Consider the following 18,167-nt stretch of genomic DNA (forward strand, 5'->3'; position numbering starts at 1 on the left):
ACGGAGCAATCGCCCGTGGTACCAAACCCGCGATGATCACCGGCGTTCTCAGGAGGCGCAGGCGGCGTTCAGCGCCGCCACCTCCTCGGTCAGCGCACGGGCCAGCACGTCGAGGTCCGGGACGGCCTCCGCGTCGGCCAGGAGCCCGTAGTGGACCTGCCCGCGGTACGTCGAGACGGCCACCGCGAGTGCCTGGCCGCGGGCCAGCGGGGCGAACGGAAACACCTCGGTGAGCGGGCAGCCGCCGAGTTTCAGGCCGAGGCTGGGCAGCGGAACGCTGGTGACGAGGATGTCGAAGAGCAGCCGGGCCGCCTGACCGACGACGGGTCCGCCGATCCGGTGCCCGAGCGGCGGCACATGGTCGGCTAGCAGCGCGACGGCGCCCGCTCCCCGGTTGGGCCCTGCGTCCTTGTTGCGGTCCATGGCGGTACGGACCGCGCGCAGCCGTCCGAGCGGATCCGGATCGTCGACCGGAAGCCGTATCAAGTACCCGGAGAGCCGGTTGCCCTGTGGGTGCGCGGTGCGCGGGCGGCGCTTGGAGACGGGGATCAGGGCCCGGGGTGCGACGCCTTCGCTGCCGTCGCCGCGCTCGTCGAGCCAGCGGCGCAGGGCGCCCGCGACGACGGCGATCAGGACGTCGTTGACGGTGCCGCCGACGGTCTTGCGGACGCGGTGCACGTCGTCGAGATCGATAACCACGCCCGCGGTGCGGCGGGTGCCGGTGGGCTCCGAGGTCAGGGCGGGCGAGGACTGTACGCCCAGGGTCGCGCGGGCGACCGAGGCGCCGATGTCGAGGGCCCGGCCCACGTCGGAGAGGGTGCCACGGACCAGGCCAGGCAGCTTGCGGACGTCCGGGAAGAGCCCTCGGGGCGGCTCGGCGGGGCGCGGGCGGGGTTCCGGCAGGTCCATCGGGTCCATGATCGCGGCCGCGAGCATCAGCGCCCTCAGCCCGTCGGCCAGTGCGTGGTGAAATTTGAAGAGCACGGCGAACGACACGCCGTCCTCGCCGGGCAGCACATGCGCCTCCCACGGCGGCCGGTCTCGCTCCAGCGGGCGTTCCATGAGGCGGCCCGCTTCCGCGTGGAAGTCGTCGGTCGGCGCGTGCAGCGTCACGTGGTCGAGCGGCTCGAAGTCCGGCGCGGGCTCGCGGGTTGCCCCGCCGAAGGCCGGCGGGAAGGTGAGCGGGAAGGCCAGCGGCTGCCATACGTCACGGATCCGCATGCGCAGCCCGGGGACTCCGGCCGCGCGGGCCGCCAGCAGGTCGGCGGCGTGCGCGCCCGCGGTGGGCGAGTGGGCCGTGAAGACACCCAGGGCGCCGAGGTGCATGGGGTGCTGGGCGGACTCGATGTTCCAGAACGCCAGGTCGAGTGGTGCGAGCAGGTCGGAGGTCAAAGGCTTGCTCTCGCGTCGACGACGGGTGAGCAAGCAGTCAAACCCGGACAGGTGATTACGGTCAAGTACGATCAAGCTACGCTCAGTTAACAGCAGATTAAGTCCAGTCACGGGTCCCGCCTCGGTGGGAGAGGCGGGACCCGTGTGACCCCTGAGGTCAGTTCAGCGCAGGTGGGGCCGCCTCCGCGGACGTCCCCCACTCGGACGGCTCATCGCCGACCGTGAAGGCCAGCGAGCCGATGCCCCGGAGCGCGTCGGTCGTCAGGTACGTACGGCCGTACGAGGATCCGTTCACCTGGGCCGACTGGATGTACCGGTCACTGTCCGAGGTGCCCGGAGCGGTCACCGTCAGAGCGCCGCGCGGGTAGTAGCGCCGGTCGAGTGTGAGGTCGATCCGCTCGAATACGGGCGTCGACAGGCCCCAGGTGTCGTAGCCGGGCTGCACCGGGAAGATCCCGATCGACGACAGGACGTTCCAGGCGGACATCGTGCCCAGGTCGTCGTTGCCGGTCATTCCGGTCGGCGCGTCTGTGAACAGGGTCAACGCCGCATGCACCACGTCGGTCGTCTTCCACGGCTGACCGGTCGACAGATAGGTGTACGGCGCGATCAGGTCGGGCTCGTTCTGCGGGTTGTACTTGTCCGCGTTGTAGTAGTCGTACGGGCCGTTGACCCACACCTCACGCGCCGTCTTCGCGGGATCCTGAAGGAGCTGCTCGTACGCGAAGAACGAGTCGAGCCGGTCGTTGGCCGCCTGCTTGCCGCCGATCAGGTCGACCATCCCCGGCAGGTCCTGCGGCACGAGCCACTGGTACTGCCAGGACGTGCCCTCATGGAACCCCTCGCTCTGGGCCGGGTCGGCCGACCCCGTGAAGGCCCCGGAGGCATCGCGCGCACGGAAGAAGCCGGTCGAACCGTCGTAGATCTCCCGGTAGTTCTCGGACCGGGCGGCATACCGCGCCGCGTCGGCGTCATGTCCCAGGTCCTGCGCCATCGCGCCGAGCATGGCGTCCGACAGGGCGTACTCCAAGGTCGCGGACGCACCGTGGTCGTAGTCCGAGTCGCCGGGCTTCGCGTGCGGGCGGCCCTTGATGTAGGGCGCGAAGCCGTTCGCGATGTACTCCTCGTTGGCCTCGCGCCCCACTGCCGACGAGTCGGCGGGCGGAACCCCGTCGGCGTTCTTCTTCAGCGCGCGGTACGCCCGCTCCTCATACCCCTTGAGCAGACCCTGCTGGTAGGCGTTGGTCAGGAACGGGGTGACCGGATCGCCGGTCATGATGTTCGTCTCGACCGTGCCGTACCCCCACTTGGGCAGCCAGCCGCTCTCCTCGTCGATCTTGATCACGGAGATCGCCATGTCCCGTGCCTCACGCGGTGCGAGCAGGGAGAGAAGCTGCGACTGGGTGCGGTAGGTGTCCCACAGCGACCAGTTCTGGTAGTAGGTGAAGCCCTTTGCGCGGTGGACCTTCTGGTCCCAGCCGGTGTAGCGGCCGTCGGCGTCGCTGCCGATGTTGGGCGCGAGGAAGGACCGGTAGAGGGACGAGTAGAAGGTGCGGCGCAGGGTGTCGGTGCCTCCCTGGGCGCGTACGTCGTTCAGCCGGTCCTCCCAGGTGCGGTCGGCCTCGCCCCGGACGGTGTCGAACGAACGGCCGCCCTCGGAGCGGAGGTTGAGCGCCGCACCGCGGGCATCCACGTAGCTGAGTGCGGTGGTCGCCTCCACCGTGCGGTCCTTCGTCGTGTCGAAGCGGACGAAGGCGCCGTCACGCCCGGCCTGGGACCCGGTGGTGACCGTTTCGCCGTCCCAGGTGCCGTAGGTGGTGAACGGCCGGTCGAAGCGGGTGATCGTGTAGACGGTGTACGGCTTGGTGTCCTGGCAGAAGCCGCTGCCCGTGATCGCGGTGCGCACGGTTCGGTTGTCGAGGATCTCGACCTTGGTGGAGACCGTCCTGTGCAGCGACTGTCCCGCGTTGAGCAGGACGTTGGCCTTGTCCGTGGCCGGGAAGGTGTAGCGCTGCACACCGGTGCGTGCGGTGGCCGTCAGCTCGGCGTCGATGCCGGTCTTCAGGCCGACCTTGTAGTAGCCGGGGCTCGCGGATTCCGTGTCGTGGCTGAACTCGGCCTGATACCGGCCGTAATCCGTCTCGGTCACGTCACCGGTGGTCGGAAGGACGGGCAGGTCGCCTCCGAGCCCGCAGCCGACGCCCGACAGATGGACGAGGGAGAAGCCGCGGATGTGGTTCTGGGAGTAGTCGTAGCCCGTGTTGTGTCCGGTGTCCGGGGAGAACTGCACCATGCCGAAGGGCACGGCGGCACCGGGGTAGGTGTTGCCGTCGTTCTCCGTACCGATGAACGGGTTGACCAAATCGGTGAGTCGACCGGCGCTGGGCCCGGCGGCCTGGGCGGCGGGGGCGGCGAACAGCGCGGACGCTGCCACCGCCCCCGCCATGAGCAGGCGCAGGTGCCGGGCCCATCTCATGGGACTCACAGGATTCATGGGACTCAAGGGGAGACCTCCGTTGTCGTGACGTCAGGAACTGGGGCAGCCCGCCGGGGTCGCCCGGGACGCGTCACGGATCAGTGCCTCGTGCGCGGCCCTCACTCGCTGGACGTCCGGCTTCATGACCTTGCGGTCGTAAGTCAGGAGCCCGTTGAGCTCGCCCTCGACATCCGAGATCTGCGTGTAGACGGCGCCGTTGGATCCTCGGCAGGCCAGTTGGCGCACCTCGTCGAGCCGGGCCAGGTAGTCGTCCGTGTAGGTCGCCGGGTCCACGTCGACGTACGACTGCTGCACCGACCAGGCATGACCCGGTACCGCGAGCCCGAGGCCGCCGTACTCGCCGGTGACCAGGGCCCGTTTCCCGTCGGGGGCGGGTGGCAGCGCGGGGCTCGGATAGCCGTGCTCGTCCATGATGTCGCCGGTGCCTCCGTCGGCCCCCAGGTTGAGGCCCGACATGCCGTTCACCAGGCGGGTCGGATCCCAGGCCTTGGCCTGGTCCGCGATGCGGGCCTCGTCGTACTGCCCCCAGCCCTCGTTGAAGGTCACCCACATGACGACCGAGGGGCTGCTGATGTGCTCGTCGATCAGCTGCTTCATCTCGCGCTCGTACTCGGCGCGGGCCGCGGTGTCCGGGTTCACCCCGGCGGTCATCGCGGGCATGTCCTGCCAGACCAGCAGGCCGAGCCGGTCGGCCCAGTAGAACCAGCGGTCGGGCTCCACCTTGATGTGCTTGCGTACGGCGTTGAAGCCCAGCTCCTTGTGCATCCTCAGGTCGTAGGCGAGGGCCTCGTCCGTCGGTGCCGTGTGCAGGCCGTCTGGCCAGAAGCCCTGGTCGAGGGTGGCCATCATGAAGACGGGTTCGCCGTTGAGGACGGTGCGCGGGGTGCCGTCGATCTTCTCCACCGCGATCGAGCGCATACCGAAGTAGCTGCCGACACGATCGCCGCCGACGGTCACCCTGAGGTCGTAGAGGAAGGGGTCGTCCGGGGACCAGAGTCGCGGATCGGCGATCTTCAGTGTCAGTGGCTGTCCGGTGCGGCCGCTCACCGTCGCGACCTTGTTCTTTCCGTCGTACGCCGTTGCCGTGACCGCGAGGCCGTCCCGAACACCCCTCGCCTCTATGGCGAGTTGGCCGTTCGCGACGTCGGGCGTGAGCTTGAGCGAGTCGATGTGGTCCGCCGCGACGGGCTCCATCCACACCGTCTGCCAGATGCCGGAGGACGGGGTGTACCAGATGCCGCTGGGGTCGAGGCGCTGCTTGCCGAGGGGAGGGTTCTCGCCGTTCGCCGAGTCGGTCGGGTCGTACACGCCCACGATGAGTTCCTGGGTGCGGCCGGGCTTCAGCGCGTCGGTGATGTCGGCGCTGAACTTGTCGTAGCCGCCCTGGTGTTCGGCGACCTTGACGCCGTTGACGTACACCTCGGACCGCCAGTCGACGGCGCCGAAGTTGAGCTGGAGCCGTTTGCCGGCACCCACCTTCCAGTCGGCGGGGACGGTGAAGGTGCGGCGGTACCACATGCGGTCCTCGTGCCGCTGGACACCGGAGAGCTGGGACTCGACCGGGTACGGAACCAGGATCCGCTCACCCAGGTTCCTGCCCACCGGCGGCTGCTCGCCCGCCGTGGCCGCGGCGAACTGCCAGCGCCCGTTGAGGTTCCGCCAGGCGTCGCGGGTCAGTTGGGGCCTGGGGTACTCGGGGAGCGCGTTGTCCGGTCCGACCTCGTCCGCCCAGGGGGTGCGCAGTTCGTACGTGGAGTGGTTGGGGCCGCTGCTCCAGAAGGCGCCGATCGCCTTGCCGGCGGTTGCGAGTCCGCCCTGGCCGTCGTAGCGGACGTCTGCGGTGCCGCGCGCGGTACCGGTCTTGTTTCCCACGACGGGCTCTTTGAGCGTGACCAGGAGGGCCTTGGGGTCGGCGGGGTCCAACTCGGCCGCGCTCAACGGCCACTTGGCGCCGCCGATCACCGCTTCGAGGTGGTCGGTGACGGTGGCCGGTGGCGCGAGGAGGTCATGGGCGAAGTCGAGCCTGAGGGTACGGCCGTCGGCCAGGACCGTGGTCGCGACGGCGCCGTCGTAGTCGTAGCCGTCGGGCAGGCGGAACGCGGACTGCGGGACGGCGACCTTGCTGCCGCCGGGCTCGGTCCAGCGCAGGTGGAGGTTGGAGCCGCCGTAGTGCTCGAAGTACTCGAGTCTGAAGTCGTAGGCCTGGCCCGCTGTCAGGTCGACGGGTTCGGCGGTCTGTTCGCGGTCCCAGTCGTCGACCCAGTGGTCGATGGCGAGTTCGCCGTCGATCCAGAGACGGAAGCCGTTGTCGCCGATGATCGAGAACGTGGTGAGACCGGTCTTCTCGGGCACTATCTTGCCGGTCCAGCGGACGCTGACATCGTTGTCCTGGCCTGTGGCGGACTTCAGGCGGGATTCCAGGTTGTCGAAGTCGAGGTTCGGGTCGAAGCCGGTGGCCTTGAGCTCGTGGAAGTCGAAGGCGCCGGGGGCGGACTGGGTGTAGTAGTCGCCCTTCAGCCCGTGGATCTCCACGGGATCGTCGGCCGACGCGGGTACGGCGGTCAGACCGGCGAGGCCCAGGGCCCCGGCGAGCAGTAACGCGAGTCGGTCTCTGAGTCGTCTGATGCGCACGGATCCTCCTCGTTGAGGACGGGTGTAGCGGCTCTTGCTCAGGCGGTACAACGTTGTCATCAACGGCAGTTGGCATGACAGCACGGGAAACGTTTCCTGTCCAGGGACATGACAACGGACTGACATGACAACGGACACGGCAACGGCCTTGGTGGGTGATCGTCCACCCACCAAGGCCGTTGTCAGACGCCTACGACACGCGCTGGCCCTTCCCCAGAGCGATCACTCCGCCCTTGGAGACCGTGTAGAGCTCCGAATCCCGGTCCGGGTTGACGCCGATCGTCGCGCCGGGCGGCACCTCGACGTTCTTGTCGAGGACCGCGCCGCGCACCACCGCGCCCCGCCCTATGTGGACGTTGTCGTGCAGGATCGAGCCCTGTACGACCGCCCCCGGGTCGACGACGACGCCCGGCGAGAGCACGGACCTCGTGACCTGCCCGCGGATCAGACAGCCGGCGCTGATGATCGACTCGCTGGCGATACCGCCGGCGTTGAATCTCGCCGGCGACAACTGCCCGGAATGGGTGTAGATGGGCCAGCTGCGGTTGAAGAGGTTGAAGGCGGGGCGTTCGGCGATCAGGTCCATGTGGGCGTCGAAGTACGCGTCGAGAGTTCCGACATCGCGCCAGTAGCCCTGGTCCCGGGTGGTCTCGCCGGGCACGTGGTTGTCGCTGAAGTCGTACAGCTGCGCCTCGCCCCGGTCGGTGAGCATGGGCAGGATCGAGCCGCCCATGTCGTGCACGGAGTGCTCGTCCTCGGCGTCCCGCTGGAGCGCCTCGATCAGGGCCTTGGTGGTGAAGATGTAGTTGCCCATCGAGGCGAAGACGGACTCGGGATCGTCCGGCAGGCCCGGCGGATCGGCGGGCTTCTCCAGGAACCCTTGCACCGTCTGGTTGTCGGAGCCCGGGCTGATGACGCCGAACTGCGAGGACTCGGTGCGCGGCACCCGTATGCCAGCCACGGTCACACCCGCGCCGCCCTCGATGTGCTGGGCGAGCATCTGCCGCGGGTCCATGCGGTAGACGTGGTCGGCGCCGAACACCGCTATGTAGTCGGGCCGTTCGTCGTGCACCAGGTTGAGGGACTGCAGGATCGCGTCCGCGCTGCCCAGGTACCAGCGCGGGCCGAGCCGCTGCTGGGCGGGGACGGGCGTGACGTAGTTGCCGAGCAGGCTCGACATCCGCCAGGTCGTGGTCACGTGCCGGTCCAGCGAGTGCGACTTGTACTGCGTCAGGACGCAGATGCGCAGGACGTCGGCGTTGACGAGGTTGGAGAGAACGAAGTCGACCAGGCGGTATGTGCCGCCGAAGGTGACCGCGGGTTTCGCGCGGTCCGCGGTGAGGGGCATGAGCCGTTTGCCCTCTCCACCCGCAAGTACGATTCCCAGCACCGAAGGTCCACCGCGCCGCATGCCGCCGCCCCTCTGAACACGGTCGGGCCAAACTCTCCTCGCGGAGCCTGGCCCCTGTTGCTGAACTGCGCCTGTCCGATGGTTACCCCGGTTTGAGGACTTCTTCGTACAACTGGACGGTGCGCCGGGCGACCGCGTCCCAGCCGAACTCCCGCACCGCGCGCTCCCGCCCGGCCTCGCCCATGCGCCGTGCGGCCTCGGGGTCGGCGAGCACCGAGTCGAGGGCGCGTGCCAGACCGGCTTCGAAGTCCCCCTCGACCTGCACCAGGACGCCGGTCACCCCGTCCTCCACCACCTCGGGAATCCCGCCGACCCGGGACGCCACCACGGCCGTTCCGCAGGCCATCGCCTCCAGGTTGACGATGCCGAGCGGCTCGTAGACCGAGGGGCAGACGAACACGGCGGCACGCGTGAGGAGTTGGATGACATCCGGGCGGGGCAGCATCTGCGGGATCCAGTGCACCCCGTCGCGTACGCCGCTCAGCTCCTGGAAGAGGTCGCGGAACTCCCGGTCGATCTCCGGGGTGTCGGGGGCGCCCGCGCACAGCACCACCTGTACGGCAGGGTCGATGTCCCTCACCGCGCGCAGGAGGTGGGGCACGCCCTTCTGACGGGTGATGCGGCCGACGAAGAGGATGTACGGGCGGCCGGTGTCGATGCCGATGCGGTCGAGGACGTCCGTGCCGTGGTCCGGCTGGTAGAGGGCGGTGTCGATGCCGTTGTGCACGACACGCACCTTGGCCGGGTCCAGGGCGGGGTAGCAGGTGAGGATGTCCTCGCGCATGGCACCGGAGACGGCGATGACGGCGTCGGCGGCCTCGATGGCGGTGCGCTCGGCCCAGCTGGAGAGGGCGTAGCCGCCGCCGAGCTGCTCGGCCTTCCAGGGGCGCAGCGGCTCCAGCGAGTGGGCGGTCATGACGTGCGGTATGCCGTACAGGAGCTTGCCGAAGTGGCCGGCGAGGTTGGCGTACCAGGTGTGCGAGTGGACGAGCTCGCGGCCTTCGAGGGCGGCGGCGATGGAGAGGTCCACGGAGAAGGTGCGCAGGGCGTCGTTGGCGCCGTCGAGGGCGGGCCAGGGGCGGTGGCGTACGACGCCGCTCCCGGCGCCCTCGCCCCAGCAGTGCACGTCCAGCTCGGTGAGGGCCCGCAACTCCCGGGCGAGGAACTCGACATGGACGCCCGCCCCGCCGTACACGTCCGGCGGGTACTCCCTGGTCAGCAGTCCAACTCGCACACAGAACCCCTGTCGTAGCGGCCGGTGCCCCTCATGGTCACTCACCTGGGGCGGATGGGGAAGAGCACGGCTGTCCCCAACGAGGCTTTCCCGTTCGGGGGTTTCATGAACGCGGTTGCCGTCAATGCTCTGGCGGTCGGGTGAAGCAGCAGTCGCCGCAGAGTCCCCCTCCGGGGAGTCGGTAGTAGAGGCAGCAGCTGCGGCGCCGGAGTGTGGTGGGGTCGAGGGTGTTGGAGAGGTCGGGGTGGGCGAAGAGGTCGGCGGCGAGCGTACGGGCCCGGTCACCCACCTCCGTACGGCCGTTGGCCCGGGCCCAGCGGTCGAGTTGGCGCACGGCTCCTGCCAGGGCCGATCCGGCGTTGCCCCACAGCAGACCTGCGGAGATGCGGTACCGGGAGCGCAGGACCGCCGCCAGGGGGTCGAGATGACCGGCTCGTACGACCTCGCCGATCGCCGTGGCGGGCAGCGGGCGCACCTCGGACAGCCACAGGTCGTCCGGAGCGCTGCCGTCCGGATCCCAGTGCAGCAGCCGTGGGTCGAGGTCGGGCAGCCGCCCGTACAGCGCGGCGGCGCCCAGCGCGACCGACCACAGCCGGGCGGCGAGGGCCTGGTGCGCCACGGACACGGCGATCCGCGGCTCGGGCGCGCGGATACTCTGCGTAACTTTGCGAATGCGGAAAGTTATCGGATCCGCGTAAACCTCTTTGTGGGTGTCGAATCGTGATGCCGTATAGGCCTGCGCGAGCGTGGGCAGGGGGCCTCGCGGCGGTACGCCGGTGCGTAGTACGAAGAAGCCGCCGAGCGGGCCGAGCGCCGCGAGTTGGGGGTCGAGGTCCACGAAGAGCAGTAGTACCAAGGCCCCTAGGGGATACCACCAGCGGGTCCGGGTCCCGTGTCGCCCACCTTGGGTATGACAGAGGGCGATTCGTACTCCATCGGCAGTAGGACCCAATGCCTGCTCAGGTACGACGACGCGAACAGTTTTGCGGGGCATCGTAGTCACCATGGAAGCCGACCGTTCGTCGCGACGGGCCCAGCGCCCCCGCCGTACGCAGAGGAGGGACTCATGAGTGCCCTCGCTTTGTCCGTGTTGCTCTCGTTCGTCTCCGCCGTCGCGTATGCGGGCGGAGCGATCGTGCAGGAGCAGGTCGCGGTGACCTCCCCCGACCAGACCTACGCACCGCTGCGCAGGCCCATCTGGTGGGCTGCCGTGGCGCTGAACGGCCTCGGCGGACTGCTGCACGTGGCAGCGCTCGCCTACGGCCCGCTGAGCCTGGTGCAGCCGCTGGGCGCGCTGACCATCGTGTTCGCCCTTCCCATGGCGGCCCTGTTCGTCGGCCGCAAGGCCGGGGCGACCGCCTGGCGCGGCGCGATCATGGCCACTGTGGGTCTCGCGGGCCTGCTGTCGCTGGTCGGCTCCTCCGATTCGCAGTCCCTGGGCAGCACCGAGCGCGTGGTGCTGGCCGTGGTGACCGGCGGCGCGGTGGTGGCGCTGATGCTGGCGGGACGCGCCGCGCATCGGCATCCGGCCGTGCGCAGTGTGCTGCTCGCGGTCGCGGCGGGTATCGCCTTCGGTATGTCCTCGGTGTTCACGAAGACGGTCGCGGTGGACTGGACGAACCAGGTCTCGCTTTCCGACCTTCCCAGCCTCGTCGTGATCGGCGTCTTCGCGACGGCCGGCATGCTGCTGTCGCAGGCCTCCTACAAGGGCGCCGGTCTCGCGGCACCGCTGGCCACACTGACGGTCGTGAACCCCGTCATGGCAGCTGCCGTCGGCATCACGATGTTCGGCGAAACCTTCCGCTACGGCACGACGGGCACCGCTCTCGCACTGGGCTGCGGGGTCGTCGCCGCGGGTGGCCTGATCCTGCTCACGACGGAGAAGATCGGCGGCACTCGGCGCACGGCGGCACCGGCGGGGCTCGAGGCCGGATCGGCTCCTGGCACGGCTGAGCCGGCGGTCCCGGTCCCTTTGGCGGCCGCGAGCCCCTCCGCTCTCTCGGACACCGGGTCAGCCTCCGGATCAGCCGTCGAAGAGCTGCTCGCGGGGCTTCCCGGGCAGGCCGGCGCCGGAGGTCGCGAAGACATCCTCGTACCGGGGCCGCCGGGTCCGATGACGACGGTCGCGACGGCGGAGACCGCGTCTGAGGACACGGAGCCGCCGGACCAAGTGCCCTACTACAGCCCCATGTACGGCGGGCCCTACGTACCGCTGCCGTTCGTGAGCCACCACCGCACCCGAGTCAAATCCTGACCCCGCCCGCTCGCAGGTAGGCGACCGGGTCGACGTCAGTACCGAAGCCGGGCCCCGTCCGCACCTCGAAGTGCAGATGCGGGCCCGTGCTGTTGCCGGTGGACCCGGAGCGCCCGATGCGCTGGCCGCCCGTCACGCTCTGCCCGGCCTTCACGGAGATCGCGGACAGGTGGGCGTACTGCGTGTACCGGCCGTCGGCGTGCCGGACGACCACCTGGTAGCCGAAGGAGCCGCCCCAGCCCGCGCTGACGACACTGCCGGCCGCGACCGACTTCACGGAGGTACCGGTGGGCACGGGAAAGTCGACGCCCGTGTGGTAGCCCTTCGACCAGGAGGATCCGGCGGCGTGGTACGGCGTGCCGGTGGAGGCGTTCACGGGGGCGACGAGGGTCGAGGCCTTGTCGGCGGTGGTGGAGGACGCCTTGTCCGTCCCGGCCTTCTGGGTCGGAGCGGGCTTCGGAGTCGTCTTGGGCTTCGGAGTCGCGGTGGGCTTCTTGGTCGTGGTGGGCGTCGAAGCGGACGCGCCCCCGGTGTCCGTCGTGGCGGCCGTGCCGCGCAGGCTCAGCCGCTGCCCGGGGAGGATCAGATCCGGGTCGGAGCCCACGGTCGTACGGTTCGCCGTGTACAGCTTCTGCCAGCCGCCCTGGACGTCCCGGGAGTCGGCGATGCCGGAGAGCGTGTCGCCGCGGACGACGGTGTACATCTCGGCGGTGCCCGCCTGGGACTGGGGCGTGGTCTGGGGCTTCACGTCCTGCACGGAGCGCTTGGTGCCCTGGGCGCTCTTGGCGCTCTGCGACGTGGCCGGGGAAGGGCTGATGTCGGGGGTGTCGCCGCCCCGGGTCAGACCGGCACGGACGGAGCACACCGGCCAGGCGCCGGGCCCCTGGCCCTTGAGCACCTTCTCGGCGATGGCTATCTGCTGGTCCCTGGTGGCCTGATCCGCGCGCTGCGCGTAGGCCTTGCCGCCGTAGGCCTCCCAGGTGGACTGGCTGAACTGCAGCCCGCCGTAGTAGCCATTGCCGGTGTTGATGCTCCAGTTGCCGCTGGACTCGCAGGCCGCGACCTTGTTCCAGGTGCCCACGTCGGCCGCGTGGGCGACACTGGTTCCGACGAGCGGGAGCGCGATACCTGCGCCGCCGGCCGTGACAGTGAGTGAGGCGCGGTTGATCCTGTTCGGCTGATACCGGCGGTGCCGGCCGCGTACGGCCATGAAGGAGCCCCCTCAACATGCTCAGGAGCGGCAAAAGTAAGCGCTGCGAACAGGCCATGACAAGAGGGCAATCAGCCGACCCATCACCTCAAGTGACCAGGAATCCACCGCGCTTGCACGGCCAATGAGGCGAGTGGGGCCTCTGCTGCGTACACAACACTGCCAAGCCGGGGTGCGCCGACGCCGGATCATGGAGTGGCGTAATACTGGCAGGCAGGACGGCATTGATGATTACAGCAGCTATGGGAGCCAACCGTATGAGCACTTCAGCCCAGATCGGCGTCACGGGTCTCGCGGTCATGGGGCGCAATCTCGCCCGCAACTTCGCGCGCAACGGCTATACCGTCGCGCTGCACAACCGCACCGTGGCAAAGACGAACGCGCTGGTGGAGGAGTTCGGTCACGAGGGCGAGTTCGTGGCGGCCGAGACCGCGAAGGAGTTCGTGGCGGCGCTGGAGCGGCCGCGGCGCCTGGTGATCATGGTGAAGGCGGGCGAGCCGACCGACGCGGTGATCCAGGAGTTCGCCCCGCTCCTGGAGCCCGGCGACATGATCGTCGACGGCGGCAACGCGCACTTCGCGGACACCCGGCGCCGGGAGCGTGAACTGCGCGAGCTGGGCCTCCACTTCGTCGGCACCGGAGTCTCCGGCGGTGAGGAGGGCGCGCTGCTCGGCCCGAGCATCATGCCGGGCGGCTCGGTCGAGTCGTACGCCTCCCTCGGTCCGATGCTCGAGAAGATCTCCGCGAAGGCGGCCGACGGGTCCCCGTGCGTGACGCATGTCGGTCCCGACGGTGCCGGGCACTTCGTGAAGATGGTGCACAACGGCATCGAGTACGCGGACATGCAGCTGATCGGCGAGGCGTACCAACTGCTGCGTGACGTGGCCGGCTACTCCCCCGCGCAGATCGCGGACATCTTCCGCACCTGGAACACGGGACGGCTCGACTCCTACCTGATCGAGATCACCGCCGAGGTCCTGTCGCACGTGGACGCGGCGACGGGCAAGCCGTTCGTCGACGTGGTGGTGGACCAGGCGGAGCAGAAGGGCACGGGCCGCTGGACCGTGCAGATCGCGCTGGACCTGGGCGTTCCGGTGTCCGGCATCGCGGAGGCGGTCTTCGCCCGCTCGATCTCGGGCCACGCGGCGCTGCGCGAGGCCTCGCGGGGTCTCGCCGGGCCCAAGGCGACGGCGCTCGGCGAGTCCGAGGCCGCGGCCTTCGCGGACCGGGTGGAGCAGGCGCTGTACGCGTCGAAGATCGTGTCGTACACGCAGGGCTTCCACGAGATCATCGCGGGCAGCGACGAGTACGACTGGAACATCGACCTCGGCTCCGTCGCCTCCATCTGGCGAGGCGGCTGCATCATCCGGGCGGCCTTCCTGGACCGTATCCGCGCCGCGTACGACACCCGGCCCGACCTGCCGAGCCTGCTGTCCGACGAGACGTTCGCGCAGGAGATCGCCGCCGCGCAGGACGACTGGCGCGAGGTGCTGGTCGCCGCGACCCGTCAGGGCGTCCCCACGCCCGGTTTCGGCGCGGCCCTCGCCTACTACGACGCCCTGCGCGCCGAGCGCCTGCCCGCAGCCCTCACACAGGGCCAGCGTGACTTCTTCGGTGCGCACACCTACCGGCGGACCGACCGGGAGGGCTCGTTCCACACGCTGTGGGGCGGGGACCGGTCCGAGGTGGCTGGCTGAGCGGGATCGCGTACGACGGTGGCCCGGTGCGGAACCCCGCACCGGGCCACCGGTCTTTCGGGCTACGGCCCGTGCTCTAGGCCAGCGGTCCAGGCTGGGGTTCCGGCTCCGGCACCGGGTCCGGGCCCGGCGGCTGCGGGATCGGGGACGGCGACGGGTAGGGCTCCGGTGACGGAGACGGGCGCGGGCCCGGCTTCGGCACCGGATCCGGGAAGGGCTGCGGGCGGTCGGGGCCCGGGCCCGGAGTGGGGCCCGGCTTCACGGGGTCGGGAAACGGGTGCGTCATGGTGTCCTCCAGCCAGTCGGTACGTCGGCCCTGGACTTTTCCCACGCGTACCCGGCCCCCGCGCACCCACTCACCCCGTCGCGCGAGGGATGGCGACCAGGTGGAGCAGAGCGAGCCGACCGGCCCGGGCATCGGGGACACCCGGAGGTCAGAAGCGTCCCGGGTGCGCCTCGAGCCAGTCCATCGCCGCCGTCAGCAGCTCCGGGTCGGCCGCCGGAGCCTCTTCGGGGTGGCGTGCCGCCCACTTCACGACGTACGGGCAGAGCGGCGCGACGACAGTGCCCTCGCGCGCGGCGATGGCGTACAGCTCGCGGGCGAGGGAGCCCGCGATGCCCTGGCCCTCGTGCTCGGGTTCCACGATGGTGTGCACCGGGACGAGTGCGCGCCCGGGGGCTTCCAGGACGAAGTACTCGATGTGGCCGACCACTTCGTCCACGGCGAACGCTTCCAGGCGGCCGCCCGCCCGGTCGTCGCGGATCTCGATGTCGCTCATGGGCACCACTTCCTCGATTGCCTCTGGTGAGGTCAGGCCACCACGGCCTGCGGGCTGCGCTCCTGGTCCGAGTCCGGCACCGGCTCGGACGGGTCGGCGCCCAGGGCCACGATCCGGTTGTCGCGGTCCACGTGCACGACCCGCGGCCGCAGTTCCCGCGCCTCGGCGTCCGAGACCTGAGCGTAACTGATGATGATCACCAGATCACCGGGGTGTACGAGATGGGCCGCCGCTCCGTTGATACCGATGACTCCCGAGCCGCGTTCACCCTCGATGACGTACGTCTCCAGGCGTGCGCCGTTGGTGACGTCGACGATGTGGACGAGCTCGCCGGGCAGCAGATCGGCCGCGTCCAGCAGGTCGGCGTCGATGGTGACGGACCCGACGTAGTGCAGGTCGGCCTGGGTCACGGTGGCTCGGTGGATCTTGGACTTGAACATGGTACGAAGCATGAAGGCACTCCCGGATCAAGGCTCCCTGCCTGCGTTGTTGCAGGTCAAGGGCCGTCCCATACCCTACAACCAGTCGCGGCGGAACAGGGCTCGTTCGCAGGCGCCGCCCGCGCACCCGGGAAGTCGTCACGCGGCCCTCCTCGGACTGTGGGCGTCGGTCAGCACCTGGTGGCGCAGACGTGCACAGGTACGGGTGATCAGTCGGGAGACGTACATCTGCGAGATACCGAGCTGGAGGCCGATGCGGGCCTGTGTCATCTCGCCGAAGAACCTCATGTACAGGATCTGGCGTTCGCGTTCGGGCAGTGCTCTCAGCAGGGGGCGCAGGACCTCGCGGTCGAGCACCCGGTCGAAGCCCGGCTCCATGGCGCCGAGGGTGTCGGTCAGTGGACGGCCGTTCTCGAAGGTGCCGGGCACGGTGTCCACGGACAGAGCGGTGAAGCTCTCCAGCGCGCCCTGGCCCAGTCGTACCTCGGCCTCGGTCAGGCCGGTGTGCGCGGCGATCTCGGGGACGGAGGGTGCACGGCCGCCCGGCGAAGAGCTGAGCTCATGGCCGGCGGCGCGGACCCGGCCGCGCAGTTCCTGTACCCGTCGCGGCACATGCACGCCCCAGAGGTCGTCCCGGAAGTGCCGTTTCACCTCGCCGAGGATCGTCGGTATGGCGAAGCTCGGGAAAGCCGTGCCGAGACCGGGGTCGAAGCGGGACACCGCTTTGACCAGACCCAGTTGGGCGACCTGGTTGAGGTCTTCGAAGGTCTCGCCGCGGTGATGGAAGCGCCGGGCGAGCCGGGCGGCCATCGGCATCCAGGCGCACACCACCTCCTGCCGCAGCGCGGATCTCTCCTGACCGTCCGGCAGAGCGGCGATACGGCTGAACGCTGCGGCGGTGTCCGGCGCGTCGTCGTAGTCGTGGGGGCGTGTGCTGCGTGGGCTCTGCGTGCGTACGTCCGGCATGAGCGCGTGTCTCCCCGATCGGTGGCATCACTCACCGTGGGAGCCGGCAGACCGCAGCGCACAGGGGAGCAGCGGAAGCTGCTCGCACGGGCGTGCCTCCGGTCCGAAGCACAGCGGACGGCTTCCCGGACGGCCCGCGTTCAAACAGGGAGGCCTGCCCAGCGCCGAGTGCCTGCGCTGCCCTCTTCGTACGACTGATCGGCGCCGTCCTGGGAACCCAGCGGACAGCGGCACAGCCACCGGGATCACGTGTGGTTCGCCGTCCATCGGCAGGAGTAGACAGATGCTGGCATTCGTGGCGGCCGCGCTCTTCATCATCGCCTTCCTCATCCGCGTGACCGGGACATCGACCGAGGCGATCTTCAGCCCGACGAGTCTCATGCTCGTCGGACTCGCCTTCCTGGCCGTGCACTTGGCCGGCGTGGGGTCGGGCTGGTCCGGTCGGCGAAGCTCCACCCGCGCAAGCTCCACCCGCGGAAGTTCCACCCGGAGAACCAGAAGTCGACGCTGAGCAGAGCGCCCAAGTGCCGTTCGGGGCACCGGACATCCGCGCGCCACCGTGTTTTGGCACCGTCCACCCCCTGAGACAGGCGGCTTGAGGACCGCCCCCGCACCGGGCGACGACTATGCTGCGGTGCGGGCGTCCCAGACCCTGGCGGCTTTGTCAATGCTCGACACAGTGCACCACAGCGTCGGCTGCCGAACGGTCTTCAGAACCGAGGCGTCATGCCCCTACCGCAGCTCACCGTTCACCGCCATGACCGAAGGAACCGGGCCCCGATCACCATGGCCGGTGAGATCGACCTGGAACTGCCGGACGGCTTCCGTGCGGACTGGGCTCGGTGGCCCGGGTGAGGCCCGACAGTCGTTCGACCCGTATCCAGTCGCTGGTCGCCGAGCAGGCGGCCCTGCGTGGTGCCCGGGTCGGCGTGGTGGACGTGTGCACCGCGGCCGTGGCAGCGCTGCCGGTCGGCGGGGCCGGGCTGTCGGCGATGTCCAGGACCGCGGCGAGCCATCCGTTGTGCAGCACCGACGACATCAGCGAGCAACTGGAGGAGCTGCAGCTCACGCTGGGCGAAGGGCCCTGCGTGGACGCCTTCACCCACGGCTCGGCCGTCCTGACGCCCGATCTGCTCACCGGTGAACTACAGGATCGCTGGACCGTGTTCGCCGACGCGGCCCTGGAAGCGGGCGCACGCGCCGTCTTCGCCCTCCCCCTGCAGATCGGGGCGATCAGCCCGGGAGTTCTCGACCTGTACGCCAATGTGCCGACCGTGCTGGGCGCGGAGGAACTGGCCGACGCGATGGCCTTCGCCGATCTCGCGACGCTGCTCCTGCTCGACGCGCGGATCGACGAGACGGGTACAGCGGCCGACGGAGCACTGGCGGACCGCGGCTTTGAGGACCTGGGCGGACACCGGGCGGAGATCGACCAGGCCACCGGCATGCTCACCGCCCAGCTGGACGTCGGCATCGACGAGGCCTTCGTCCGGCTCCGCGCCTACGCCTACATGCAGGGCCGCCGGCTTGTCGACGTGGCCACCGACGTGGTGGCCCGTCGGCTCCACTTCTCCCCGGACGCGAAACCCCAACAGACCGACGAGGAACCCTGATCCATGGGTGCCATCCGATGAACGTGCCGTGCCTCCCGCCCCT

At 69.8% G+C, this 18,167-nt stretch carries 15 protein-coding genes; 5 read left to right on the forward strand and 10 right to left on the reverse strand.

Annotated elements, in window-relative coordinates:
• Window positions 1-48: 48 nt before the first annotated feature.
• From OG266_RS04925 to OG266_RS04950, 6 genes are all read right to left on the reverse strand, one after another.
• Window positions 49-1,392: a wax ester/triacylglycerol synthase family O-acyltransferase gene (locus OG266_RS04925; protein WP_371543139.1), complete on the reverse strand. Its 1,344-nt coding sequence runs from the start codon at window positions 1,390-1,392 to the stop codon at window positions 49-51.
• Window positions 1,393-1,549: 157 nt separating this feature from the next.
• The gene (locus OG266_RS04930) at window positions 1,550-3,868 is read right to left on the reverse strand and encodes a GH92 family glycosyl hydrolase (protein WP_371552649.1); all 2,319 of its coding nucleotides are present in this window, start codon (window positions 3,866-3,868) and stop codon (window positions 1,550-1,552) included.
• A 51-nt stretch (window positions 3,869-3,919) separates the two neighbouring features.
• A complete protein-coding gene (locus tag OG266_RS04935; RefSeq protein ID WP_371543142.1) occupies window positions 3,920-6,520 on the reverse strand; it encodes a PA14 domain-containing protein in 2,601 nt (866 codons plus the stop codon).
• A 190-nt stretch (window positions 6,521-6,710) separates the two neighbouring features.
• Window positions 6,711-7,931, reverse strand: a complete 1,221-nt coding sequence (glgC, locus tag OG266_RS04940) for a glucose-1-phosphate adenylyltransferase (RefSeq protein WP_266472444.1) — start codon at window positions 7,929-7,931, stop codon at window positions 6,711-6,713.
• An 82-nt stretch (window positions 7,932-8,013) separates the two neighbouring features.
• Window positions 8,014-9,165: a glycogen synthase gene (gene glgA / locus OG266_RS04945; RefSeq protein WP_266472447.1), complete on the reverse strand. Its 1,152-nt coding sequence runs from the start codon at window positions 9,163-9,165 to the stop codon at window positions 8,014-8,016.
• A 121-nt stretch (window positions 9,166-9,286) separates the two neighbouring features.
• The gene (locus tag OG266_RS04950) at window positions 9,287-10,021 is read right to left on the reverse strand and encodes a (2Fe-2S)-binding protein (RefSeq protein WP_371543146.1); all 735 of its coding nucleotides are present in this window, start codon (window positions 10,019-10,021) and stop codon (window positions 9,287-9,289) included.
• Window positions 10,022-10,231: 210 nt separating this feature from the next.
• Between OG266_RS04950 and OG266_RS04955 the strand changes: the two genes are divergently transcribed.
• On the forward strand, window positions 10,232-11,419 hold the full coding sequence (locus OG266_RS04955; protein ID WP_266472451.1) for a DMT family transporter: 1,188 nt from the start codon (window positions 10,232-10,234) through the stop codon (window positions 11,417-11,419).
• Here OG266_RS04955 and OG266_RS04960 read toward each other — a convergent pair.
• Window positions 11,409-12,629, reverse strand: a complete 1,221-nt coding sequence (locus OG266_RS04960; protein ID WP_371543149.1) for a transglycosylase family protein — start codon at window positions 12,627-12,629, stop codon at window positions 11,409-11,411. The genes OG266_RS04955 and OG266_RS04960 overlap by 11 nt on opposite strands.
• Before the next feature lie 257 nt (window positions 12,630-12,886).
• Between OG266_RS04960 and gndA the strand changes: the two genes are divergently transcribed.
• Entirely contained in the window at window positions 12,887-14,326 is a 1,440-nt protein-coding gene (gene gndA / locus OG266_RS04965) for an NADP-dependent phosphogluconate dehydrogenase (RefSeq protein ID WP_329544055.1), read from the forward strand.
• 434 nt (window positions 14,327-14,760) lie between these two features.
• On the opposite strand, the gene OG266_RS04970 is transcribed toward gndA, so the two are convergent.
• The 3 genes from OG266_RS04970 to OG266_RS04980 all read right to left on the reverse strand — a co-directional run bounded on the left by OG266_RS04970 (window position 14,761) and on the right by OG266_RS04980 (window position 16,511).
• Window positions 14,761-15,105 carry a GNAT family N-acetyltransferase gene (locus OG266_RS04970; protein ID WP_371543153.1) on the reverse strand — a complete coding sequence of 115 codons (345 nt, stop codon included), beginning with the start codon at window positions 15,103-15,105 and terminating at the stop codon, window positions 14,761-14,763.
• 32 nt (window positions 15,106-15,137) lie between these two features.
• The gene (gene panD, locus OG266_RS04975) at window positions 15,138-15,557 is read right to left on the reverse strand and encodes an aspartate 1-decarboxylase (protein WP_266472464.1); all 420 of its coding nucleotides are present in this window, start codon (window positions 15,555-15,557) and stop codon (window positions 15,138-15,140) included.
• 126 nt (window positions 15,558-15,683) lie between these two features.
• Window positions 15,684-16,511 (reverse strand): SigB/SigF/SigG family RNA polymerase sigma factor, encoded by an 828-nt coding sequence (locus OG266_RS04980; protein WP_371543156.1) that lies wholly within the window; start codon window positions 16,509-16,511, stop codon window positions 15,684-15,686.
• Window positions 16,512-16,794: 283 nt separating this feature from the next.
• Here OG266_RS04980 and OG266_RS04985 point away from each other — a divergent pair, with 283 nt between their 5' ends.
• The 3 genes from OG266_RS04985 (at window position 16,795) to OG266_RS04995 (ending at window position 18,124) form a co-directional block, all read left to right on the forward strand.
• The gene (locus OG266_RS04985; RefSeq protein WP_371543158.1) at window positions 16,795-17,022 is read left to right on the forward strand and encodes a hypothetical protein; all 228 of its coding nucleotides are present in this window, start codon (window positions 16,795-16,797) and stop codon (window positions 17,020-17,022) included.
• Window positions 17,023-17,237: 215 nt separating this feature from the next.
• Window positions 17,238-17,366 carry a hypothetical protein gene (locus OG266_RS04990; protein ID WP_266472471.1) on the forward strand — a complete coding sequence of 43 codons (129 nt, stop codon included), beginning with the start codon at window positions 17,238-17,240 and terminating at the stop codon, window positions 17,364-17,366.
• Window positions 17,363-18,124, forward strand: a complete 762-nt coding sequence (locus tag OG266_RS04995; RefSeq protein WP_266472474.1) for an ANTAR domain-containing protein — start codon at window positions 17,363-17,365, stop codon at window positions 18,122-18,124. Before OG266_RS04990 ends, OG266_RS04995 begins: the two co-directional genes overlap by 4 nt.
• Window positions 18,125-18,167: the final 43 nt, after the last annotated feature.

It is taken from the genome of Streptomyces sp. NBC_00554, assembly GCF_041431135.1.
Lineage (GTDB): Bacteria > Actinomycetota > Actinomycetes > Streptomycetales > Streptomycetaceae > Streptomyces.